Consider the following 23,859-nt stretch of genomic DNA (forward strand, 5'->3'; position numbering starts at 1 on the left):
AAAAATCACTGAAATCTTTGCAAAGAAATCAGTGATTTTTTTATACCAAGAGGAGACTACTGCTATACGCGTGTTGCCAGAGCTTAAAGTGTTAAAAAATACTCTCTGTTATAATGTGAAAATCTAATGATCTAAACGCTAAGAATGCTAATGTGTTGATGAAGACCCAAGGTTCCACAACAACAACCCAGTATCGGTATGGTAATGAACGGCTGTGTACCAATGACGATTTCTATTTGTATGATGGCCAAGGAAGCGTTACAATTCTGTTAAGCGGATCCAATCAGGTGCTGTCGACCTACAGCTACAGCGATTATGGAAGGAGAGATAAGAAGTGTAATCCGTTTGTTAGCAGCAGCGATGAATACGGATATCGCTCAGAAGCGCATAACAGTGATGAAACACAGTACTTAAGAGCTCGCTACTATGATACGGTCACAGAATTATTTATCAGCGCAGATGGCTATCGTGGGGACTGGCAGGATCCGTTAAGCCAGAACCGATACAACTATGGTCGCAATAACCCGAACAAATACTTTGACCCAACCGGAAAATGGAGTGTCTGGGGAGCGATTAAAGGGGCTGTGAACAGTGCCGCAAAGGCTGTGAACAAAGTGGTGCAGACCGTCAAGAATGCGTTTACTCCGCCGAAAAAATCACCACAGCCTAAAAACAGCTATACACCACCAAAGAAATCGACACCGACTCAGAATGTAACCAATCCAACCGGAGCCCGAACAGCGCCACCGATCTATTCCAAGTATGATAAGGCGATTCAGTATACAGCACCGTTGAACAATAACAATAACTACAATAACAACGGAAGCTCTATCGGTGGATCCGGCGGTGGTTCAGGAAGCAATGGTAGTGGAAAAAACACCACAGCTCGAAGCCAGGCGGAAGCGCAAAAAGCGGCTGAACTGCTTCGGCAGCGAATTGAGGAACAACAGGGAACGATTATGAAGTCGTTACAAAAAGCAAAGGCAGGATTAGCTGAAAAAGAACAGGAAAAGCGGAAAGTCGAAGCGATTATGGCATCGATACAAGAACCGCGGTTCAATTTGGAATTCCTCAATAAAATGGGAAGTTTATACAATCGAGTCAGCGGCTGGTGTAAAGAGCGTGGGAAAGAAATCAAAGAAGTTGGCGATAATTTTAAGAAGGGAGCTAAGGAATTAGGAGACCAGCTCAACGAGGCCTTGTTGGGAGGCTTACAGCATGTGAGCGATACAATTGGTTCAGTCTCTGAAGCGATTTCGAAGCTGACATGGAAAGACGTGGGGAAAGCAACGGTCACAACTATCGCTGCTGGACTAACGTTTGCGGCAATCTTCGTGCCGGGAGGCGGAGTAGTCGGAGCAGTGATTAACGGATTTGTAGCCGGAGGAGCCGCAGGAGCCGCAGGATCATTAGCAAGTAGCACATTTGAGATTGTGGATGCGGTGCAGGCAAACAGTCAAGATGAGCTGTTGAAGAAGTATAATGCCAAAGACTGGGCAGAGCTGGCGCATAATTACCTAGAACAAGCTGGAAATTCCATGGTACATGGTTCGATTGCGGGTGGCGTTACAGCCGGCACCCAAGCCTACGTTGACTCTAAACTGCATCCTGAAGGAAGTGTTGTTCAGAGTGGGAATGAGGGAGCTAGTAGAGCTGAGACGGGAACCGTATGGGATGACATTAAGGCAACACAGCCAAATATTGAAGGAACAGATATACCAAAATCGTTTGAGTTGAGTGCAGGGGGAAAAGATTATTGGGTAAATCCTAACGCTACTAAACATATGGCAGAGTATTCGACGAGAACCCTATCACATGGACAAAAAATTACAGAACAACAGTTATTGTCAAGTTTTAAAGCAGCAGTAAGTGAAGCAACAACTAAAGGGTTCACATACAATGTTCCGATACGTGTGGGAAATTGGGAATTGATTTTTAGTCCAGAGAGACAAGTAGGTCAATTACCAGTTATAAAGCATGCACTTTATATACCATAGGAGGATAATAGATGAAAGTAAAACAAGTGTTATTACAGAATACTATAGGCGAAAAAGAGGTTGACTTTTATGTTCCTGTGAAAATCGATTTCAAGGAAAATGATGAAAAAAATAAGGAACTATTTTATTATAGAATGTTCAATCCTAAATCATCATTTGTTGAGGTTTCCATCAATTCAGTTACAAGTAAAATAGTGAATATAACATTAGTATCTGTAAATAATTTTAAAGAGATAGAACGTTCATGTTTAAATATTCCTAAGGAAGATGGAAATCCGATAATTGATATGAGTATTTTTAGCGAAGATCATATTATAACGGATAATGTGAATTTTAATATTTATATACATGATAAAAAGATATATATATTGCAAGAATCTATCGCTGTTTGCAAGCAATTAAAAATGAAGTTTGTAAGTCTGCTTTTAGATAAACAAAATAATATATCTGGATTTGTTTTTGAAGATTTTTCAGATGGGGAGTGGAAAGAAGTAAAAGAAAGCATTGATAGCTCAGTAAGTATTGTATCAGAAGTATAACAATTCTAATTCATCCACTTCCAGCGTACGAAGTGTAAGTCTTGGAAGTGGCCTGGATTGGAGCGCTAACGACAATCCTGACAATACACATTTAGCACTACTTTACAAATACAGAACTAAGAGCAGAATACTGACTCTCGAAAGGCTTTGCAGTCGATTTATGACTGCAAAGTTTTTTGTTGTAAAATAGATCAAAATAGAAAAATAAGAAATTTTATTGAAAATGTTACAAACCGATCTTTGATATTCGTATATGATGTAAAAGACGGAACTTTCATCACCTATACCTATGATGTCAATCGGAACCTGCTTTCCAAACTAGACTCTACATTCACTCATGATGTTTTGGATCGCATGATTCCGATAACGGATGATCACAGTATGACCTAACATAAATGTGATACAGTTGATTATCACAATCACATATTTAAACGATGAGCTGGCAGAAAATCCAGTGGTTCTGGTCAAGACTCAGTACAATGCGAAGACGAAGTATTGTTATGGCAATGAACGGTTGTGTACCAATGACGATTTCTATTTGTATGATGGACAAGGAAGCGTTACAATTCTGTTAAGCGGATCCAATAAGGTGCTGTCGACCTACAGCTACAGTGATTATGGAAGGAGAGATAAGAAGTATAATCCATTTGTCAGCAGTGATGAATACGGATATCGCTCAGAAGCGCATAACAGCGATGAAACGCAGTACTTAAGAGCCCGGTATTATGATACTGTCACAGAATTGTTTATCAGTGCGGATGGCTATCGTGGGGACTGGCAGGATCCGTTAAGCCAGAACCGATACAACTATGGTCGCAACAATCCGAACAAATACTTTGACCCAACCGGAAAATGGAGTGTCTGGGGAGCGATTAAGAATACGGTGAATAAAGTTGTGAACACCGTGAAAAAGACAGTGAACAACGTAGTTAAGACAGTGACCAAAACTGTGAATAACGTTGTTAATACCGTGAAGAACACCTTCAATCCACCAAAGAAATCGACACCGACTCAGAATGTAACCAATCCAACCGGAGCCCGAACAGCACCACCAATCTATTCCAAGTATGATAAGGCGATTCAGTATACAGCACCGTCGAACAATAACAATAATTACAATAACAACGGAAGTTCTAACGGTGGATCCGGCGGCGGTTCAGGAAGTAAGAGCAGTGGAAAAAACACTACAGCTCAAAGCCAGGCGGATGCGCAAAAAGCGGCTGAACTGCTTCGGCAGCGAATAGAAGAACAGCACGGAACATTAATCCGGTCGGTACAAAAAGCGTCGGCAGGATTAGCTGAAAAAGATCAGCGGAATATAAAAGTAACGCAGAAAGGCTTTAAGGGGATTGATTTCAAAGATGTGAAGGATAAAATCGGATCGTTGGCAAGTCGATTCACTGGCTGGTGTGAAAGTACGAAGGAAACGATCAGCAAAGGAATTGAATGGGCAGGAGAGAAAGCTGGAGAAGCTTGGGATGCAGCAAAGAGCATGACCAAGAATACCATTCAGAGTTTCCTGGATCACCCAGTAGAAAATATGTTGATCGCGGCAGGAGGCGCAGCGGTTCTGTACTTAACAGCTGCATCCTTTGGAACTTTACCAGTGTTAGCAGGAATCTTAGGTCATACCGCAGTAGCTGGATATGCAGGCGCCACAGTCTACAGTATTTATGAGTACAACTATGTAGACAAGGAAAAAGGGGCACAAGATTTAACGAAAGTTGCTTTATCCACAGTAGGCAGTCTCGGGGTTCTGGGAAGCACAGGCAATATTAATGCTGGAGGAACTCCAAGCATAGGAATACAGGGTGATGGAAGTGCGGCACTAAGTGGAGGGAAGCTAATCGGTTATACACTAAGCTTAGATGCAGCAGTAGCTTCAGATCCTGCAGTAAGTGCAGCATTGGGAATTACACAAGCAACGATTACGAATGGCGAAGTATCTTTTGGAGAACAATCTAAAGATCAAAAACCAAATAATGACATAACAAGTAGTTTAAAGAAAGTTAAAAATAATAAAGAAGCTAATAAAGTGGCTAATGAATTTGGATATGAAGGTGCGGAAGAATTAAAACAAGATTATGTTTTTAAAGACGGCGCAAAATTTAACATGATGATCGATACTGAGACAGGAGAAATAGTTTTAGTATCTATTAAAGATAGTAAAATTCAAGTGCGCACAGGATTATTTAGATAGGGAGAAAAAGCATGATACCAAAAATTAAAGTGTATTTTTACTTGTCAGGAGATACAATAGATTTAAATGATATATCAGAAAAGCTTAAATTAACTCCAACAAGAACTCGAAAAAAAAAATGAATGGCCACAGGGATCAATTAATGCGGGGTTAGCACAGGATGTTTGGCAATTTCAAATAGATAAGAAAGAATGTTTTTCTATCTCTGAACCGCTAAATAAGCTGCAGAACATAATTTTGCCCAAAATAGAATGTCTAAAAGCATGTATTGAACAATATACCTTAGAAGTGTCAGTAGTAATAACTGTTGAGATGAAAGCTGGTGAGGGTCCTGAATTAACTTTATCAAAGGATAATATAATTTTTTTATCAAAGATAAATGCAGAGTTTAGTTTAGATTTATATGTTGACTAAATGGCAAAAATTGAAAACTAATTATAAATTAGCGCTTTCTTTGCTCGAATTTGTTTAGTCCGGTAGAAAATTCTCGAAAATGGATTTTTAAGAATAATTTTCTAAAAATATTATCCTTTGGTAGATAATAAAGTAAAGTGTTATCAGTATTTAAAATCTTATGAAACTTTACCAGTACTGGCAGGAATCTTAGGCCATGCCGCAGTAGCTGGATATGCAGGAGCTACAGTTTACAGTATTTATGAATACAAATATGTAGACAAGGAAAAAGGGACACAAGATTTAACGAAAGTTGCTTTATCCACAGTAGGCAGTCTCGAGGTTCTGGGAAGCACAGGCAGCATTAATGCTGGAGGAACTCCAAGCATAGGAATACAGGGTGATGGAAGTGCGGCACTAAGTGGCGAGAAGCTTATAGGTTATACGCTAAGTTTAGATGCAGCAGTAGCTTCGGATCCTGCAGTAAGTGCAGCATTGGGAATTACACAAGCAGCGATTGCGAATGGTGGAGGATCTTTTGGAGAGCAGAGTGGTGTCAAGAGTGATGATAAGGGAGACAGTGATTTTGAAAAAGGTAATTATAATAAAGTAAAGGATAATTACTTAAAGAAAAATGGTATTGATGCCCATGAATTGAAAAAGGATTTTTTGGGAAGAAAAGCACCAATTGCAGAATATGATATTTATGTAGATAAGGACACAGGAGAATTATTTATTTTCAAGAAAGGTGGAAAGGGGGTTGGAATTCCCATAGGTGAATTCATAAAATAAGTTATGGAAAGAACAAATGTAAAAGTAAGTCTAAGATTTATAGGGGAGGATTATGATATTCAGGAGATAACAGATACTCTAAATATCATTCCTTCTGAATCATGGAATAAAGGAGAGCCTATTAGAAATTCTGGGAAGAAGCGTACATATACAGCCTGGATTTATAGTTTAGATGCAATTGAAACATTGGATGTATGCGAGCAAGCAAAAAAAATTGAAAAGGTATTTTCCCCTAAAGGTGAAAAAATTGCTACATTGAAAAAAAAGTATAATCTGGATGTTAGTGTTGACTTTGTGATAATAATAGAAAACGAAGACGTTCCAGCAATATACTTTGATGCATCATTTATTGAATTTGCTGCTAAAATAGGGGCAAGATTTGACTTGGACACGTATGTAAACTGAACACATTTGCCCAGCTTTGTTGGGCGATGTCTCCAAAGGTTATGCACTTTTTAGCATAACCTCTTTGACAATAAGGAGAAATCCACAGAAGGCGGATCTCAGGAAGACTTAAGTTGGTTGAACAGGTGAAGCCAGCGAAACAAAAAAGGGACTGTAATGCAAAAGGAAAAATAGCCGAAAGCATTACAGCTTCTTTTGATTTGCACACTTTTCGCTCCTAAGTTTTTTTTGGCTCTTTGGTGATTGAAGTGTTGTATACTGATCAAGGGCAACGGATGAGGATAAAAAGTCGGAAGAGTACACGTATGATCTCAATGGGAATCTGACAACGTTAAAACAAAAAGATGGAACCCTCATTACATATACCTATAATGCCAATCAGAACCTGCTTTCCAAATCGGACGTCACCTTCACTATGACGCTCTGAACCGAATTGTGACGATGACAGATGATCTTGGCTCTATCCAGTATAGTACGATGCAGCTGGCACCCAAGCCTACATTAACTCTAAACTGCATCCGAATAGTAGCATTATTCAGAGTGGGAATGAGGGAGATACTGGAGCTAAACCGAATAAAGATGTGATTTTTGGAAGTGAGATTAAATCTGCCGAAAAATTAGCTAATCAAATTTCAAAGCGCGGTTGGACGAAAGAGTTGGTTATGGACACAATAATCCATATACGATACGTACAAGTATTAACAAGGCTACCGGAAATCAGGCAACTGTCTATTATACAAAGCAAGGATCATATGTAATAGTAGATGACATTACTAAAGCAGTAGTACAAGTAGGAGACAATATAAATCCTACTACATGGATTCCTGATTCACACATAGTAATCTATATATCCCTAAGTAAGAAAGGAGTCAAAATGACAATAAGCATAAAAGAAGAATTAAAAAAATTGAAAGTTTATACAATATCAAATGAAAAATTGTATAAATTAAGCGAGTTAGAAGAAATTTTGCAGAGTGTGTGTTTCGATATATTTGAAAGTGACGATATTATTCTTACACCTTACTATATTGTCAATAATAAAGTATATGAATTATATGCTTATGAATTAAATGTACGATTTGTTGATAAAACTGATTTTGAAAGTTATTTAAAAAAAATAACTGGAAAAGCACGAATAGAAGAAATTGCTGATGAAATTATTGAATTGCATAAAAATTGCTACTTAGAAATCACTGATGGTAAAAAGCTACCTAAACGAGCCTTGCAAGAGTATATATCATATTTGCAAAGCTCCAAAGAACTTAAGGCGGAAATACAAAAAGTGTTTTCAACCTTTGATAAAGGGAATTTGTATTTTGAAGTTTATTAAATTCTAGCGATATGATAAAAGGGCATTCCCATTGTAGGAAATGTTCTTCTTCTATATTTAATGATGCTTGAAATCTTGTGAAGAAAGGACTTGTTAAATGGAAGCATTAGCAATAAATTTTATAAGAATAAGTAATGTTGTCTGCATATTTAGGCTAAAACGCAGAAAACACGCTCTACATAAGGCTTTACAGTCGATTTATGACCGCAAATTTTGTGTTGTAAAATAGATCAAAATATTGGTGTATGTGTCACGTTTTAGAACAAAAATATTCTATAATGTCTGATGCGAGTGTGAAAGAAATTATAAGTAAACAAAAACTCTTAGAATGGTATAATGATCCTAGCAACTATAGATCAAAATTACCAAGCAATAATGAGAATCATATGTATGAATGCTGGGAGGAGAATAGAGTGGATATTAAGTGGGTTGCGAAGTTAAAAGGAAAAGAAGAATTTTTCAAAAATTATTCCTCGCAATGTATTGCAGAAAATGATAAAATAGAATCAATATTATTTTATTCAATTTCTAATAATAACTTGGATGATAGATACGACATTACGAATTTCCTTCTGGATCAAGGGATAAATCCTATTGTAATAAATGAAGAACATGAAACATTGCTACATGTATTGTTGTCACAAGTAAAACATGATTTAAATAAGACTATAAATTTGTGTCAACGTCTTATAGATGCTGGAGTTGATGTCAATGTGCTAGATAATAAGTGTAGATTGGCATTACAATATTTAATAAATTTGAAATACACAGATTTTGAATTGGAGCCTTTATATAATTATAGGTTTAATAGAAAAGGTGTTGATGTTGAACAAAAGAATGTTTGGGGAATGTCACCCATAGATGTCGCAAGAAAATTACCGTATCGAAAAGATTTAGTTAAAAGAATAGAACAATATAAATTGTTAAATGAATAAAGATCTGTAAGCTGTTCAAGAACCAATCTTAATTATTAAAAAATGAGGTGAATCAGATAGGGGGGAAAATATATTTAATCAAGATATAGGAGAAGAATAATATATGATTATTAACATTTTTAAAAGCTGTCGATGAATTTCCGTAAGGTTAACTTCTATTTTCGAGAATAGTTCAAACATCATATGAATAGTAGTGTTGTCTGAACGGTAAGTGAGGTGGGACATAATTCAACCACATATACGGACTATGCTGAAAATGCTACGAAAAATCTAAGATCCTTAGAGGTAGTACTAGGAAAATACATACAGTTTGGTATTTCATATGTAAATATAGCAGAATGGAGAGCAGTAACGTATTTTCAACTAGATAACTGGGAAGAAATAGTTGGTGCTGTTGATGAAACAAATATTTGGAAAGCAAATGAACTGTTTTGATACAACAAAATAAAAAATTATTTTGTCGTATAATCCCTATAGTACAATGGGGATTTATGCACAGGAAGTTTAATTTTTGAAAATGGATACAAATTTTTAAACTCTGGAGATTTTTGGAAAACGGGTGTACATTAGGAGAACTGCTATGCAATCACAAGATTTTAGTAGTGGAAAAGAAATATTTTATAAATATAATGGAGACTTTTTCAGATGGAAAGGGATGGTGTATATCAAGAGTATAAAAAATGTGCGATTCCAAGAGAGCTCGAATTACAATGGATAGAAGAAAAAATAACCAATCTTGTTAAAATGCTTACTAAATGTCCTAATTATAAAAAGATAGCTGAAGCATTAGCTGAGTATGGACATTATGCTGTGTTACTTAAAGATGGCGATATGTTTGACTTTATGATTAGATATGTATTTGAACGTAAATGTGATTGGGATACAAACACCATTTTCAGAAATATTAACGCTATTTTGTCATCTGCTAGTATTATAAAAGATCATAAAATGAAGTGATTATAAAATGTATAACATGTCTAAAGGAAGTTCTAAATCAAGATGTTAAAATTTCAGACGATTATAGAGAGGAGGGGGAGCTGCCAGAGTATTTATCGAGAGAAAGAGTTATAGCCAATATTCAGGGAACAATAAATTATTTGGAAAGCATATCAAAGTAGGATTAAATTTAAAGATACTCTGCTTTGTGAGAATATCAATTAAAGTGTAAGCTTGGGAAGTGGCTTGGATTGGAGTATTAGCGGCGAACCTTACAGGACACATTGTAACGCAGCTCTACGAATTACGGAAATAAGCACAGGAAACTGGCTCTATGAAAGGCTTTTTAGTCGATTTATAACTGCATAGTTTTTTGTTGCAAAATAGATCCAAATAGAAAAATAAAAAATTCTATTAAAAATGTTACAAATTGGTCTTTGATATTCGTATATAATGTAAAAGACAGAACTATCATCACCTATACCTATGATCTCAATCAATTCCTGTTTTCCAAGCCGGGCGCAACATTCACATATGATGTCTTGGATCACTCAGTAGTAAACATGTTGATCGAAGCAGCTGGAGTAGCTGGGTCGTTAGCAAGCGGTACATTTGAGCAAAAGACTGGAGTTGGTATATAATTACTTTTAACGAGAAGGTAATTAATTTCTACCAATTCCTTACTGTTGATGAAGTACAAGCGAGGAAGATTGCTCCTTGGTTTGAAGAAGTAGGCCTCATCCAATATGAATTTAGTGAGTCCATTTCGAAATTACTAAAACAAGGAATATTAAGGAAAGTAGGACAATAAATGAATCGGGAAGAATTATCTAAAGAGCTTTTAAAAAAGAAAATTCCTCAAGATGCATACTCATTGTTTGGGGGATTGCCAAATGAGTGTTTTTGCTTAGCAGAGGAAAAACAATGGGAGGTATATTATAGTGAAAGAGGTAAAAAAACACAATTACGAAAATTTAATTCTGAGGATGAAGCATGTGAATTTATGTATAAAAAATTAATCAATATTTTTTGTTAGTTTGGTATATTGTTTTTGTGTAGCTTTGCCGAGTGATGCTCTTGCTCGCTGGTTTGATGCCACACAGCGTTTAACCTGAATACATTTTGATTGTTAATACTTTTTGGACTGAAAAATCTGTTTCCAAATCAAGTCAACAAGCTAAATATTCCGTCAGCTGATGTGCCTTTCTGAGCGGCGCAGACTGATATGGTTCATTATTGGATTAAGAAAACATCACAGAGAAACAAAGCATGCTGGAAAAAGCAAAGGAAGAATTAGTTGGGATGCAGCAGTGGCTTCTAATCCAGCAGTCAGTGAGGGCTTTAGGCATTACACAGGCTGTGATTGCGAATGGCGGAGGATCTTCTGGAGAACGGAGTAGTGTCAGGAGTGATGGTAAAGGAATACTGATAATACAAAGCATGGGGAGCAACGTTTAAAGAAAAGCTTACTGACGAAAAGGTAGCGGATATTATGGAGAATTACTCTCGAAAAGTGTATCAAGAAGGAGGCAGGATAGTATACGCAAAGAAAAATGGCAAGTATTATGATGTAATAATTACAAATACTGATGGTGAAATCATTACTGCTGTTGGAGGAAATACTAAATCTTTAAAACGTGGAAAGAGGTTACTAAAATGCTCAGTAATAATAGAGGATATAGTTCATTACCATATGAAGTAAGATAGGAGAAAATTATTGGTAAAAATAGCAAACATAGAAGGCAATTTGGAGTTTAAGATATGCCTGAAAAGAAATGATATGCTTGATTATAATCCGCAAAGAAGTGATTATGAAAATTGGATTCCATTTACTCTGTATTTAAATTTACCTGATAGATGCAGCATAATTGGTGAGAATGTTAAAGCTACAATGACGATATTTGAAATAAAAAATTTGATTCATGGTATTGAAAATGTGCTTGTTCATTTGGATAATCAGGAAACTGTATTTATAAGGTTAATAGCAGTGAATGCTTATTTGAACTAAAGCTAGAAGGAATTCATGAAGATAATGCTGTTGAAATTGAATTGTAGATAAATTTAGAAAATCAAACAATGGGAAAGATTTCAGGTTTTGACGAGGGAGTGAGATGGGAAACGAATAAGGATGAAATAAATGTTTTTCTTGAAAATTTTAAAGAGGAACTTTTAAAAATTAAAAAAATACCAAGTTCTAATGAGTGGTATATAATTTTGTAGTGTGATATCCCTAGAGGTTATGCACTTTCCAGCATAACTTCATTAATCTGTTGGCAGGTGTATTGAAGCCTGGAACAGCTGATACAGCAAAAAAACTATTAATGTGAAGTAATGGTATATGGCACTAGAAACAAAAATGTTTCAGTGAAGCATTTCGTGATATAAGAAAAGGCAGAATCACAATAAAACAAACGTGATTTTGATGCATAATATCGTTTTCTAATAGCGGTAGGATTGGAGAATTCAGATCTAGTGTTAGATAAGATCAATTTAAATGTTTTTTTAAATAACTTATGATCTAAGGCGCTTTCGTAAAGCTAATTAATTAGAGGAATTACAACTTGCTGACTTTTATAAAGTGTCTGACAGACGGAAAAATATTATGAGGTGTTTACAGATGAGACATACATTTATGATCCAAGTTATAAAGATGTTCCTGTGCTAAAAGATGATTATTTCAATATGCTGAAAGAAATTAATCCTCAAGGTTTTAATGCTTTTACGAAAAAGTAGGTGGTATAATGGAAAATAATGAGATGTTGATAGCATATCTTTTTAAAGAATTATTTCCTATAGAGTGGATGCGCTATAGAATGTATTTTTCTGAGGATATCTATAGATCTATTCCTTATTTGTTGTACCGTTATAAGGATGATTGTGATTTAATTTATCAAGAAAAGTTGCTAAATTGTGTTGAAAGCTATAAAGGAAAACAAAAATGGACAACATTCCATCCGCATTATATTAAAAATAATAATTACATATTAACTTTAAAATCCGTACGTGAAAAAATAGAGGAATGTAAAAGATCGGGAAGAATATATTATGAAAAAGCAGAGTTTGGGGATGACTTCAACAGAATGTGTGAAGACGCAATTAGCGATATTCCTAATTTAGGGAAGCACATTAGAGAAGCTATGATATTAAAGATTCATAGTTTGAATGGGCACATACCAAAATGATATGGAGGTTATTTATGCATAAGTTAGTGGAACAAATAATTAAACTTGGAGGGATAGATACGGAAATTACAAGAATTCATATAGATGAATGGTTTGAAAATGCCACAATCGGTTTTTTTGGAAATGAAGATAAGGAGGTAGTTTGTAAATTTAAACAATGTTTTGAGGTTTCCTTAAAACATGATAGGAATTATTTAAAAGAAAGAAATTCAGATGATAGCTTGAGTTATAAATATTTTATTCAAGATGTTAGAATAATTAAAAACGATGAATTTTATGTGTTTGAAATTTCTGCATGGCCTTTAGCTGGAAAAATTATTTGTAAAGAAATTTGTATAGATATTCAGAATTAATAATTGTTTAATCGTTTAGAAGCTATTAAAGAAGGAGGGTTTGCTGATTATTTTCTTGACGTGAAGCTTAGTGAGCGATGTTATGAGAATGTAGATAAGGTAATCGAAAATGTTTTTTAAATAAGGTTTCGGATGATTTATTCCTTAACTGTGTAAATGATTTTTGAGTATAGACGAAAAAGTCTTACTAATTCAAGGTAGGTAGCGTTTGAAAAGTAATTAGAATATCTGTTTATTGCAGTGACAAATTTTAAGAAAATAAGAAAAAAGGAAAAATAGAAGTTGATGAAGTTTTAAAAATAAATTTAATTAATAATAACTAAATAGAATGATGCTGGATCAAAAGCTTAAAGCAGAGAAAAGGTTGATTAACTCCTTTAGAGTTTTTTGCACGATAACCTGAAAAATACCTGAAATAAGCTTTTTTTGGTTTGAAAGGTGGATGAACTTCCAATAATTTTAGAATCTAACAAACTCCAAGTAGGCAAGATTTTATGAACATGTCGGTCGAGTACTTTAAAACCCAATGTCATAGAATTGTTTGAAATCCCCCTTAGTAGATTTATCACCCGGCTTTGCCAGACAATGCCCAAGGCTTAGGTGACGTTAAGCTACCAGAGCCTTTAACTTAAATTTGATAGTAGCTTCGGTAAAACCGTAGATGAGATTGCTTTAATTGGATCACTGGAGAATCAAGGTTATAACTCATTTCAGGAACTTAAAGAAGTTATCGGCACAGCCGGTAACGGAAAGCATTGACATCATATTGTCGAGCAAATTAATAATACTTCCAATATAATAGAAATCGATAGTGCAGTTCATGTTAAAATAAGTAGATATTATAATACAAAGAATTTTGATTTTACAAACGGCTTAAGTGTTTGGGATTCGCGTCTGGGTAGAGTTATGATGTTCAATACGAATTTGGTATAAATGTTCTTAAACAGTATGGAGTAATTAAATGAAAGTTAAAGATTGGAGTAAAGAGAATATTATAAAGCAATTTAAAAAAAGTGGCGATGTTATGATGCGTGCAACTTTGGAAGGAGATTATAAAAAAAATAATAAAGAAGGAAAAAAACTAACTGAAATATTTAAACAATTTGAGGCCAATACGAAGTTAGCGATGAATTGTCTTCCGGAATTAATGAAAAGTAATAATGTGGTTGTCAAAACTAAGGCGGCAGCTTATTGTTTAGCGCTTAATATTATGGTAAATACAGCTGAGAATTTACTAATTGAAATAAGCGATGATCCCAAAAACGGAATATTTGGGTTTAATGCAAAAATGGTTTTGAAAGTTTGGCATGAAAATGGGAAACTGGAAATTTACCAAAAGAAAAAATAGAAAATACTTAGGAATAGGAAAAATCATAAGGTAACCAAATAGTTTAGGGGTATTTCCAAAATGTAGTTATAATGACGTGACTCTTGAACTGGATGATTTAGGACATCGAAATTATATAGAGTCATGAGGGATGAAGAATACAAAAGCTTAATGTTTATTGGAAAGTTATCTGATGAACAGGGTTCGATGGAAATAAAATGGATGACAACCAATTCCGTAGATGCACTAGAATGACTTAATAGTATGATTTTGATAAGAATCCTAAAATAGTCGAAATCACTGTGTCTGAATCTGCGCTAGATAGTTTCTATTATTCTGGGAATAATCTTGATAACATTGGATCGGCATTTAGTGGGGAAATTGATTATTTAAATACTGTTATAAAATCTATAAAATAGGAGGCTAATATGAAATTATATAGACCTGTTGGATTATATGAAATGGTGAAAATTTTGAATAAAGATGGTAAGGTTTTTCCGCCTAGATATTCTTATCAACCTATTTTTTATCCTGTTTTAAACGAATCATATGCGATTCAAATTGCACAAAAATAGAATACATTAGATTATAATTCAGGATTTGTAGGATTTGTGACAGAATTTGAGATTGATGATAATTATATAAAAAAATATGAAAGTCATTGTGTGGGTAGTGAAATACATAAAGAATTATGGATACCTGCTGAAAAAATGCCTGAATTTAACGAAAATATATTAGGAAGAATTCAAATAAAGCGAGCATATTATGGAACTGAATATACTGGAATCAGCCCAAATGGAAAATCAGGGTTTAAGGAGGATAACATTAACAGGCAATTAAAGTTGCTAGAATCAACTCTTAACTATAATTGCATGGACTTCAGTGGGACTGTATATGTAGAATGGAAATTAATAAACTTGAATTTCCTATATTGGTTTAAAGTATTTAGTGAACATAAAGAAGCGTTGAAATCAATTTACAATTGTTTAGAAAAGAATGATAAATTATATATCACTAAAGAGTTAATTTTCTGAAAATTATCTTCATGTGATATAAGTTTAAGGTAGTTTGTAAATTTAAACAATGTTTAGAGGTTTCCTTAATACAGGATGGGAATTATTATCCATAATCAAACAGGGAGAATGAAGTATGAAAAAAGTTAGAGAATTCTTGTATAATCATGGATGGTCTTATTATCAAGTTCGCAATCTGACGGTGGCTCCCCTGTGTTTTTTGTTATTTATACTAGCAACATACGGTTTTACTTCAGTTACCCAGAATCAGTCTTTCAGTAAAGAATCACCGCAGGTAATTCCTCTTTCAGATTTTGGTTTGATGGATGAAATTGTAGAAAAGAAACGTAATTGGATTGATGGACTGGGTAATCAACGTTATGAATGTATTCTTCAGGGAGTGGATCCGGATACAAATTACAATATCAGATTGAATATTAATGTGGTTGATTATCAAGAAGAGATTAATCCAGTCATTGGATATCTTCGCGAGATGGGAATCAGTGTTAATCAAAATTCTTTTCGATTAAAGGATCTTAGAGATTACCTTGAAGATATGAATGAATTAGATGCTGATCTGTGGAAATCAGAAATGGCTTATTCCAGTCTGACTTTTGACATTGAGCTATCCTCCTATGGGAATCCGAATAATACGATATATTTGCTTTCTGGAAATAGAGCTGTGGTTTTTCGATATTATGATAATATCGAAATAACCCAGGATTTAATTGACTGCATCGTTTCTATCTATGATTTGGATATAAAATGAACAGTAGCGGATTTTTATGAGCAACCCTAATCAAGTCATGCTTATTTTAGATCGAATGAGGAAGAGGATCCAAAATCTATCTATGAGAGGAATAAACATCCTGAAATGTCCGAAACCTTAAATTGTCCAATAATTAGAATTTATGTACACATACCTATAATTTTATTGTCGCGGTAGAATTAAAGTGAACCTTTGAAGTTTGTACAGCCAAATGAAAGAGGGTTCTTTTTATAATGATAGCCAAATAATGAAAAATGTGTTTTTTAAGATCTGAATCATAAGAAAAATGTGCAATTTTGTTACTAAAATCCCAGAAAAATGTGTCGAACTAATTGCAGACCATAAGCAAGGATGGGGACTCGGTATGAAAAGAAATGCAATTCAAGATTTAAAAAACTGGAAGGCGAGTGAGGAGCGCAAACTGAGGGTATTGAAATGAGCACGGCAGGTCGACAATAGTGTAAAGTATAGTGAAGAATTCCTCTGCAATAAGGAAAAATCACGGAACAGATATTATTCCTGTTGAGGTAAAAGGGGGAGAAGACAAGTCTGCACCTTCGTTTAAGAGGTACATTGCTGAACATCAACCTGAATATGCGATTCGTTACTCTAAGCGCGGATATAGAAAAGATGGAAAAATGATCAATCTTCCCCTATATCTGGCTCGAAAAACCATTGACTTACTTTGATTTTAAAAGCCTGACGTAAAAATAAGCAGGCATCATTCCTTTTCGCTCAGCTGTTCTCGTACTAAATCAATGAAGCCTCGGGCATAATCCGGCAGGTAGACCCCTTTGCGGTAAGCTGCAGCATAGTGCGTCAACGTTCGCTCGCGGCCAACAGAAAAACAACGCGGGGCAGGCTGGTAAGCCTGCAGCTCTACCGCGTGAATATCCCGAGTGAAGGAACAACCGTAACCGGCAGCGGTGAGCGCCATGGAAACGTCGATATTCTGAATTTCCAAAATGACGTTGGGAGTCATGTTGTAATCATGAAATAACTGATCAGTTATCTGACGGGTGCGTTGATCCTTTTTCTGCAGGATAAACAGCCGGTCTTTTAGCAAGCTGAGATCTAGCCAGGGATAACGGCAGCCAGGCCGGGGCTCGGCTAGATTGATCAGCGGATCCTGCGGCGGCAGCAGCAACATCAGCTCTTCAATGCGGATGATTTCCGTCACCAGCTCGCGGCGGCGCACCGGCAGGGAAAAGAAAGCCAGATCCAGCTCGCCCCGGATTAAGCTTTCCTCCAGCTTTGGCGGATCCTTTTCCTCTATGATCAGCTTGACGTGCGGATACCGCTGAGTAAAGGCCGGCAGAACCTTGGGCAGCAGGGAGAAGCTGCGAAAGATTGAAAGACCGATGCGCAGCTGTCCACGGTGATTTTGAGCGATATCCTGCATTTCCTCATCCAGCTGTTTTTTCATAAATAATATTTCCTGAGCTCGTTCGATATACTTTTCGCCCGCGTAGGTCGGAACCAGCCGGTTGCCCAGACGACAAAACAACGGCTGACCGACGCTGCTTTCCAACCGCTGCAGAAAGCGTGTCAGAGCCGGCTGGGTTAAATACAATTCCTGAGCTGCCTTGGTGATGCTTTCATTGCGGGCTAAGGCTAAGACATACGTCAATTCTTTAAAATCCATGCGCTTGTTCCTTTCGCTTGCTTTATAATTATTACATCAAGTAATAATCATTATGAAATGAATGAATTTGTGGAATCCTGAATTCCATTATACAATAAGACAGTCAGAAAAACTTACAAGAAGAGGAGAAAAGTATGGGGAAACTTGAATCACAGGAAGAAAAATATAAAACAATGACGGAAAAACCAGTGTCCAGTCTGATTTGCCGCCTGGCGGTGCCGACGATTATCAGTATGTTAGTAACCTCCTTTTACAACATGGCGGATACATTCTTCGTCGCCCGGATCGGAACCAGCGCAACCGCGGCGGTCGGCGTTTCCTTTGCGTTGATGGCGATCATCCAGGCGTTCGGCTTTTTCTGCGGTCATGGTTCGGGGAATTTCATTTCCCGCAAGATGGGGCAGCATCGGTTTGACGAAGCCCAACAGATGGCAGCCACCGGCTTTTTCACAGCCTTGATGCTAGGCACAGTCATTCTGGTGCTGGGTGAGATCTTCATCGATCCGCTGTGTCGGATTTTAGGCGCTACGGAAACCATTCTGCCGTATGCTCGCCAGTACCTGCGCTTGATTCTGATCGGCGCACCGTATATGACAGCTTCGCTGGTCTTGAACAATCAGCTGCGGTTTCAGGGCAGCGCCTTCTATGCGATGATCGGGATCGCTTCCGGAGCAGTGCTGAACATCGCGCTGGATCCGCTGTTCATCTTCGTTTTTGACATGGGCGTCAGCGGGGCGGCGCTGGCGACGATCATCAGCCAGCTGGTCGGCTTTGTTTTGCTTTTAAGAGGAACGACGCAGGGCGGCAATCTGCGGGTACGCCTGCGCAACATCACGTTCTCCAAATATTACTATTCACAGATCATCAACGGCGGTATGCCGTCGCTGTGCCGGCAGGGCTTAGGCAGCGTGGCGACGATCTGTCTGAACCTGATGGCCGGGCCGTATGGCGACGCGGCGATTGCGGCGATGTCGGTGGTTGGGCGCGTGATGAATCTGGCGGCTTCGGTGGTGACCGGATTCGGCCAGGGATTTCAGCCAGTATGCGGCTTCAATTACGGTGCGTTTTTGTATGATCGGGTGAAGGAAGGCTTCTGGTTCTGTGTCAAAGTCGCGACAGTGATCCTGATTCTGTTGTCGGTCACCGGATATCTTTTAGCCCCGCAGGTGATTCAGCTGTTTTCCAAAAACGATCCGCAGGTCATTGCGATTGGGACGCAGGCTCTGCGCTGGCAATGTCTGACCTTCCCGTTATGCGGCTGGATTACGGTCTGCAACATGATGCTGCAGACGATTGGGAAATCGTTCAGGGCTTCGTTATTGGCAATGTCGCGGCAGGGCTTGTTCTTTATTCCGGCGGTGCTGCTTTTGCCGGCCTTGATCGGGATTCAAGGCGTTGAAATTGCCCAGCCGATTGCCGATGTGTGCAGCTTCATCCTGGCGATCCCGTTGCAGCTCAGCGTGCTGCATGAGATGACGGTGAAACAGCGTGAAGCGGCGGCGGATCAAACGGCCGTAGAAGGCTGATTGACCAACGGCAGCACGTTTGCCAATAAAGGGGGAAATACGATGGCGGTAGCCAAGAACCGGCTGTTGTTAATGCTCTATCTTCTGGACAACAGCGATCAGCCGTTGAAGGCCCGGCAGTTAGCCGCAATGGCGGGGGTCAGCGAACGGACGGTAAAAAACGATATGGCCGAGCTGCGCGAACTGGCGATGGCCAGCGGCGTTGAAATTCTGACCCGCAAAGGCAAGGGCTATCAGCTGCAGGTGCTTGATCTGCAACTTTACGAGCCGGTTCGGGAACAGCTTCAAATCCGTTTCAGCACGATGAATTACACCAAGAGTGAAACGGTTACCCGGACCAACGATATTGTCCGCCGGCTGATCGTCGCGCAGAATTATCTGACCTTTGACGCGATCTCCGATCAGTTGTTTTTATCACGTCGTACGCTGCAAAGTCAGCTGCGGGATGTCCGGCAATGTCTGGAGGCCTTTGGCCTAACACTGCGCTCCCGGCCGAAATACGGCGTCAAGGTGATCGGCGATGAATTCCAGCGCCGGCTGTGCATGCTGGAACTCTACGAGATCCATTACTACAAAGCGATCTCCTTTCTGAACTATGACGAATATGTGCAGTATTTTGATGTTGACGATACCGAACGCAACGATATCCGGCATATTTTTCTGCGTGTGCTGCGGGAAAGCGGGATCGCCCTCAGCGATACCTATACTAACCGCATTGCCTGGTATCTGGTTTTGGTGCGCAACCGCATTCAGGCGGGATTTACGATCACCATGGAAGAAGCGAAAATGGCCTATCTGCGCACCTTTGAGGAAGCTCAGATTGCCGCGGATATCGTCGCGGCGCTGCAGGCGAGCTATACCGGTTTTGATTTGCCCGAAGCCGAGGTGCTGGCGTTGGAAACTATTCTGCTTTGCTGGAATGATCCGCTTGACAGTCCGCAGCTGAGTCAGCGCTATCCCCGCTGCTTTGAACTGGCAAAGGAGCTGGCTGGGAAGATTGCGGAAGGCCTGAAAACAAGCTGGGGCGTTGATTTTGCCGCGCTCCCTGACTATGACCGGCTGATGATTCCCGGTTTGATTCCGCTGTTATTCTGTGATTCATTGAATTTCCGTTATCCGATTCTCGGCTCCCATGTCGACAACAACGGAATCCGTTATTCCCCAGTGAGCGAAGCGCTGGCGGTTAGTGCTGCCCAGATTTTGGAAAAGCAGCTGGACGTTCCGATCCCCGATATGGAAATCAACATGCTGGCGGTGCGCTTCTTTGCCCTGATCGACGGTGTTCCTTATCCCTATAAAAAACGCCGGGTTCTGATCTGCAGCCGCAATGGCCGGGTGGCTTCGGAAATCATCCGCAACCGGCTTTTCCGGCGGTTTCGCGATCGTTGGTTTGAAACGGTCGACATCTATGAATTCTATGAAGTCCGCGGACTCAACCAGGAAGACTATGACTGCCTGCTGCTGAACTTTCCTTCCTACAGCTACCGCTATACGATTCCCTATCTGGTGATCAATCAGATCCCGGATTCCGGTGAGCTCAATCAGTTTTTTAATCAGGTGGTGATGGACGGCTATCAGCTGCAGCCGATTCTCGATCAGTTTGGATGGGATACCGCCAGTTTTTATCCGGAATTTCTTTATGACGGCAAGGAAGCCTTCATTCATTTGATCAGCTATAAAAACGGCCGGGATTATTACGCCGTGCAGAAAATGGAGGAGGAACTGACACGGGTGCGGGATTTCCGCGTTGTGCATCAGACGGTCATCATCGTCCAAAGCCGCCAATACACCCGTCGCAACAGTTTTGAAATCTACCGTCTGGCCAAACCTGGAGCCTGGGAAAAGAAAGAGATCCGCTATCTCATCTATGTGACGGCCGATTTTGCTTCAGGGCTGCAGAGCCTGCGGTTTCTGGAACAGGCTGCCCATCAGCTGGCGGTCAATCAGCAGGATATTGACGATCTGTTGAAAACACAGGATCTGAGCTTGTTAATCAATACGGTCAAGCTGTGTCTGCAGGCCGGCGGCGATGTAATCCATTTATAAAAATTAAACACTGCGAAAAAAATTACCTCTGATCAAGGGCAAATGACGAACATTGCCCTTTTTTTATCCTTATTTTCCATGAGGTAATTCACGCTGAAAGCGCTTATAATCCAAGTGTAAAGATAAACGCGCGCTTATTTCAACAAATCCGCAGAAAGTCTACAGGACTTTTTCCGGATTTCCGCAACAGAACAGTCCGGGCAAAGATCGCCACTTTCAAAGGACGTGAGGAGGGGTTTCATGATCAAAATGTTTCGTATCGACGAGCGGCTGATTCACGGTCAGATCGCCATCAAATGGTCACGGCATACCGGCGTCGATCACATCGTCGTTGGCAATGATGCGGCCGCCAACAGTCCAATTATCCAAAAGAGCTTGAAAATGGCGGCGCCGGCCGGAATCAAGACCGCTATCCGCAGCGTTGATGACGCGATTGCCCTGCTGAAGGATCCGCGCTGTGAAGCGATGAAGATTCTGATGCTGGTCAACAGTCCGGAGGATGCTGAACGGGTTGTGGCTGCAGTCCCAGGTATTCCATTCATCAACATCGGCAACTATGGGCGGATTGCGCCGGAGAAGCCGGGCATGCCGCGCAAGCGTTACGGCAACAACATCTATTGCGACGAAGTGGAAGTGGAAAGCTTCAAACATCTGATCGCAACCGGCCTGAAATGTATTTACCAGACAACGCCGGAGGAACCGGCAGAAGACATTACCAACCTGTTTAAATAAGAGGAGGAAAAAAGGATGATTCAAAGTGCGTTATTAGTCATGCTTGCATGGCTGATCGTCAACGGCGTCGACCGCGTGATGTCGTGGCAGACCTTCGCCCGTCCAATCGTGACGGCGGCGATTACCGGCTTAGTATTAGGGGATCTGACAACCGGTGTCATCATGGGCGCTTCGCTGGAAGCGATCTTCATGGGGATTTCGGCCATCGGCGGTTCGGTGCCGGCGGATGCCTGCTCGGCTTCGATCATTGCGGTAGCGATGACGATTCTGACCGGCGTGGATACGGAAACCGGTTTGGCGTTAGCGATGCCGATCGGCACGCTGATGGCGACGGTCGGTGAAATGTATAAACCAGTGCTGGCTTCGCTGGCTCCGTATTGGGAGCATTTAGCGGCGACCGGCAACATGAAGAGCTTCCGGATCCAGACTATTCTGTGCGGTCTGTTCGTTGACCGTCTGCCGCAGACGATCATTCTGTTTCTGGCTGTCGCCTTCGGCGTTGAAGGCCTGCAGAGTGTCATCGGCGGTCTGCCGGCTTGGGTGATGAGCGGTTTGTCCGCAGCTTCCGGAATGATGACCGGCGTCGGCTTCGCGATTTTGACCTCGATGATTTGGGACAAGGAAATCGGCGGTTTCTTCTTCGTCGGCTTCGTTCTGTCCAAATATCTGGGCTTGGGTCAGCTGCCAATCGCAATTATCATGGCGGTTGTTGCAATCATGTACTTCTATAACGATAAAAAACTGCTGGATGCGAAAACGGCGAACGCGGCCGCAGCCAGCGCAGGCAATAATGAGGAGGATTTCTTCTGATGGCAAAAATGGAATTGTCCCAACAGGAAAAGAAAACGCTGAAATCCATGTTCTGGAATTCCGGACTGGTCTTCTGCGGCTTCAATATGGTAAAAATGGAAGGCAATGCGTTCACCTGCACCATGGCTCCGGCGATTGATGAGCTTTACAGCGATCCGGAAGAACGCAAGGCTGCTTTGGTTCGGCACAACAACTTCTTCAACACGCACGCTGTACTGTTCAGCTTTATCGCGGGTCTGGCGTATGCGCTGGAACGTGAAAAAGTAACTAAGGGCAGCGTCGATGATGATACGATTGAAAATATCAAAGTCGCTTTGATGGGCCCGACGGCTGGCATCGGCGACGCCTTCTTCTTCAACTGCGTGCGCGTTATTGCAGCCGGTATCGGCATCGGCTTATGCGCGGAAGGCAATCTGTTAGGCGTTTTGATCTTCGTGCTGCTTTATGGCGGTTCGCAGGTTGTCGCTCGTTGGTATCTGCTAAAAATCGGCTACACGATGGGAACTTCCTTCATCGACTCGATCTTCTCCTCCGGTTTGATGACTTCACTGACGAAGGCCGCGGCAATCTTGGGCTTAAGCATGGTCGGTGCGATGGTTGCTTCCATGGTCAATGTCAAACTGGCTTGGACGATCCAGGTCGGACAGACCTCGGTCGTCGTGCTCGATGTTGTCAACTCGATCATGCCGGGCATCCTGTCCGTCGGTTTGGTTTTCGGACTCGTTGCATTAATCAAAAAGGGCGTTCGTCCGGTTACGCTGGTTCTGGGAATTCTCGTTCTCAGTGTAGCGCTGGCGTTCTTCGGAATCTTCTAAGCAAGAAGGAAGGGCTGTCAGCGCAGCCCTTTTGCTTTGCGGTTTAGGCTTCTCTGATTCGATAAGAATCAGTGAGGATTCTTTCACCTCTATCGATGGGAAGAGGAATCACTA

At 39.9% G+C, this 23,859-nt stretch carries 23 protein-coding genes and 1 pseudogene; 23 read left to right on the forward strand and 1 reads right to left on the reverse strand.

The window, feature by feature from the left end; translation table 11 throughout:
* The first annotated feature begins 158 nt into the window (after nt 1-158).
* The 18 genes and pseudogenes from MCG46_RS04105 (at nt 159) to MCG46_RS04180 (ending at nt 16,171) form a co-directional block, all read left to right on the forward strand.
* Complete coding sequence (locus tag MCG46_RS04105; protein ID WP_240281439.1) at nt 159-1,997, forward strand: RHS repeat domain-containing protein; 1,839 nt, start codon at nt 159-161, stop codon at nt 1,995-1,997.
* Between the two features lie 11 nt (nt 1,998-2,008).
* A complete protein-coding gene (locus tag MCG46_RS04110) occupies nt 2,009-2,536 on the forward strand; it encodes a hypothetical protein (protein ID WP_240277915.1) in 528 nt (175 codons plus the stop codon).
* Between the two features lie 406 nt (nt 2,537-2,942).
* A complete protein-coding gene (locus MCG46_RS04115; protein WP_240277917.1) occupies nt 2,943-4,736 on the forward strand; it encodes an RHS repeat domain-containing protein in 1,794 nt (597 codons plus the stop codon).
* A 138-nt stretch (nt 4,737-4,874) separates the two neighbouring features.
* Nucleotides 4,875-5,150 carry a DUF4279 domain-containing protein gene (locus MCG46_RS19600; RefSeq protein ID WP_430622670.1) on the forward strand — a complete coding sequence of 92 codons (276 nt, stop codon included), beginning with the start codon at nt 4,875-4,877 and terminating at the stop codon, nt 5,148-5,150.
* 117 nt (nt 5,151-5,267) lie between these two features.
* On the forward strand, nt 5,268-5,921 hold the full coding sequence (locus tag MCG46_RS04120) for a polymorphic toxin type 33 domain-containing protein (RefSeq protein WP_240277921.1): 654 nt from the start codon (nt 5,268-5,270) through the stop codon (nt 5,919-5,921).
* A 3-nt stretch (nt 5,922-5,924) separates the two neighbouring features.
* Nucleotides 5,925-6,326 carry a DUF4279 domain-containing protein gene (locus tag MCG46_RS04125; protein ID WP_240277922.1) on the forward strand — a complete coding sequence of 134 codons (402 nt, stop codon included), beginning with the start codon at nt 5,925-5,927 and terminating at the stop codon, nt 6,324-6,326.
* A gap of 643 nt (nt 6,327-6,969) precedes the next feature.
* Nucleotides 6,970-7,656: a colicin E5-related ribonuclease gene (locus tag MCG46_RS04130; protein ID WP_240277923.1), complete on the forward strand. Its 687-nt coding sequence runs from the start codon at nt 6,970-6,972 to the stop codon at nt 7,654-7,656.
* A gap of 239 nt (nt 7,657-7,895) precedes the next feature.
* A pseudogene (locus MCG46_RS19605) lies at nt 7,896-8,039 on the forward strand (GH-E family nuclease); the annotation flags it as partial.
* Nucleotides 8,040-8,069: 30 nt separating this feature from the next.
* Nucleotides 8,070-8,591, forward strand: a complete 522-nt coding sequence (locus MCG46_RS04135) for a hypothetical protein (protein ID WP_240277924.1) — start codon at nt 8,070-8,072, stop codon at nt 8,589-8,591.
* Between the two features lie 645 nt (nt 8,592-9,236).
* Nucleotides 9,237-9,548 (forward strand): hypothetical protein, encoded by a 312-nt coding sequence (locus tag MCG46_RS04140; protein ID WP_240277925.1) that lies wholly within the window; start codon nt 9,237-9,239, stop codon nt 9,546-9,548.
* A gap of 790 nt (nt 9,549-10,338) precedes the next feature.
* Complete coding sequence (locus tag MCG46_RS04145) at nt 10,339-10,563, forward strand: hypothetical protein (protein WP_240277926.1); 225 nt, start codon at nt 10,339-10,341, stop codon at nt 10,561-10,563.
* Nucleotides 10,564-11,244: 681 nt separating this feature from the next.
* Complete coding sequence (locus tag MCG46_RS04150) at nt 11,245-11,535, forward strand: hypothetical protein (RefSeq protein WP_240277927.1); 291 nt, start codon at nt 11,245-11,247, stop codon at nt 11,533-11,535.
* A 733-nt stretch (nt 11,536-12,268) separates the two neighbouring features.
* Nucleotides 12,269-12,709 (forward strand): hypothetical protein, encoded by a 441-nt coding sequence (locus MCG46_RS04155; RefSeq protein ID WP_240277929.1) that lies wholly within the window; start codon nt 12,269-12,271, stop codon nt 12,707-12,709.
* A 14-nt stretch (nt 12,710-12,723) separates the two neighbouring features.
* On the forward strand, nt 12,724-13,062 hold the full coding sequence (locus MCG46_RS04160) for a hypothetical protein (protein WP_240277931.1): 339 nt from the start codon (nt 12,724-12,726) through the stop codon (nt 13,060-13,062).
* A 961-nt stretch (nt 13,063-14,023) separates the two neighbouring features.
* Nucleotides 14,024-14,410 carry a hypothetical protein gene (locus MCG46_RS04165; RefSeq protein ID WP_240277933.1) on the forward strand — a complete coding sequence of 129 codons (387 nt, stop codon included), beginning with the start codon at nt 14,024-14,026 and terminating at the stop codon, nt 14,408-14,410.
* Between the two features lie 407 nt (nt 14,411-14,817).
* Nucleotides 14,818-14,964, forward strand: a complete 147-nt coding sequence (locus MCG46_RS04170; protein ID WP_240277935.1) for a hypothetical protein — start codon at nt 14,818-14,820, stop codon at nt 14,962-14,964.
* Between the two features lie 36 nt (nt 14,965-15,000).
* Nucleotides 15,001-15,423 (forward strand): hypothetical protein, encoded by a 423-nt coding sequence (locus tag MCG46_RS04175; protein ID WP_240277937.1) that lies wholly within the window; start codon nt 15,001-15,003, stop codon nt 15,421-15,423.
* 115 nt (nt 15,424-15,538) lie between these two features.
* Nucleotides 15,539-16,171, forward strand: a complete 633-nt coding sequence (locus tag MCG46_RS04180) for a hypothetical protein (RefSeq protein WP_240277938.1) — start codon at nt 15,539-15,541, stop codon at nt 16,169-16,171.
* A 721-nt stretch (nt 16,172-16,892) separates the two neighbouring features.
* Here the strand turns inward: MCG46_RS04180 and MCG46_RS04185 are convergent.
* A complete protein-coding gene (locus MCG46_RS04185) occupies nt 16,893-17,816 on the reverse strand; it encodes a LysR family transcriptional regulator (RefSeq protein WP_240277940.1) in 924 nt (307 codons plus the stop codon).
* Nucleotides 17,817-17,950: 134 nt separating this feature from the next.
* Here MCG46_RS04185 and MCG46_RS04190 point away from each other — a divergent pair, with 134 nt between their 5' ends.
* From MCG46_RS04190 to MCG46_RS04210, 5 genes are all read left to right on the forward strand, one after another.
* Nucleotides 17,951-19,342, forward strand: a complete 1,392-nt coding sequence (locus MCG46_RS04190; RefSeq protein ID WP_240277943.1) for an MATE family efflux transporter — start codon at nt 17,951-17,953, stop codon at nt 19,340-19,342.
* A 42-nt stretch (nt 19,343-19,384) separates the two neighbouring features.
* Entirely contained in the window at nt 19,385-21,388 is a 2,004-nt protein-coding gene (locus tag MCG46_RS04195) for a BglG family transcription antiterminator (RefSeq protein WP_240277945.1), read from the forward strand.
* A 240-nt stretch (nt 21,389-21,628) separates the two neighbouring features.
* On the forward strand, nt 21,629-22,120 hold the full coding sequence (locus tag MCG46_RS04200; RefSeq protein WP_020224840.1) for a PTS system mannose/fructose/N-acetylgalactosamine-transporter subunit IIB: 492 nt from the start codon (nt 21,629-21,631) through the stop codon (nt 22,118-22,120).
* Between the two features lie 15 nt (nt 22,121-22,135).
* The gene (locus tag MCG46_RS04205) at nt 22,136-22,930 is read left to right on the forward strand and encodes a PTS mannose/fructose/sorbose/N-acetylgalactosamine transporter subunit IIC (protein WP_020224839.1); all 795 of its coding nucleotides are present in this window, start codon (nt 22,136-22,138) and stop codon (nt 22,928-22,930) included.
* Nucleotides 22,930-23,745, forward strand: a complete 816-nt coding sequence (locus MCG46_RS04210; protein WP_020224838.1) for a PTS system mannose/fructose/sorbose family transporter subunit IID — start codon at nt 22,930-22,932, stop codon at nt 23,743-23,745. Before MCG46_RS04205 ends, MCG46_RS04210 begins: the two co-directional genes overlap by 1 nt.
* Nucleotides 23,746-23,859 lie beyond the last annotated feature (114 nt).

Origin of the sequence: Holdemania massiliensis (genome assembly GCF_022440805.1) — a bacterium.
Taxonomy (GTDB): Bacteria; Bacillota_I; Bacilli_A; order Erysipelotrichales; family Erysipelotrichaceae; genus Holdemania; species Holdemania massiliensis_A.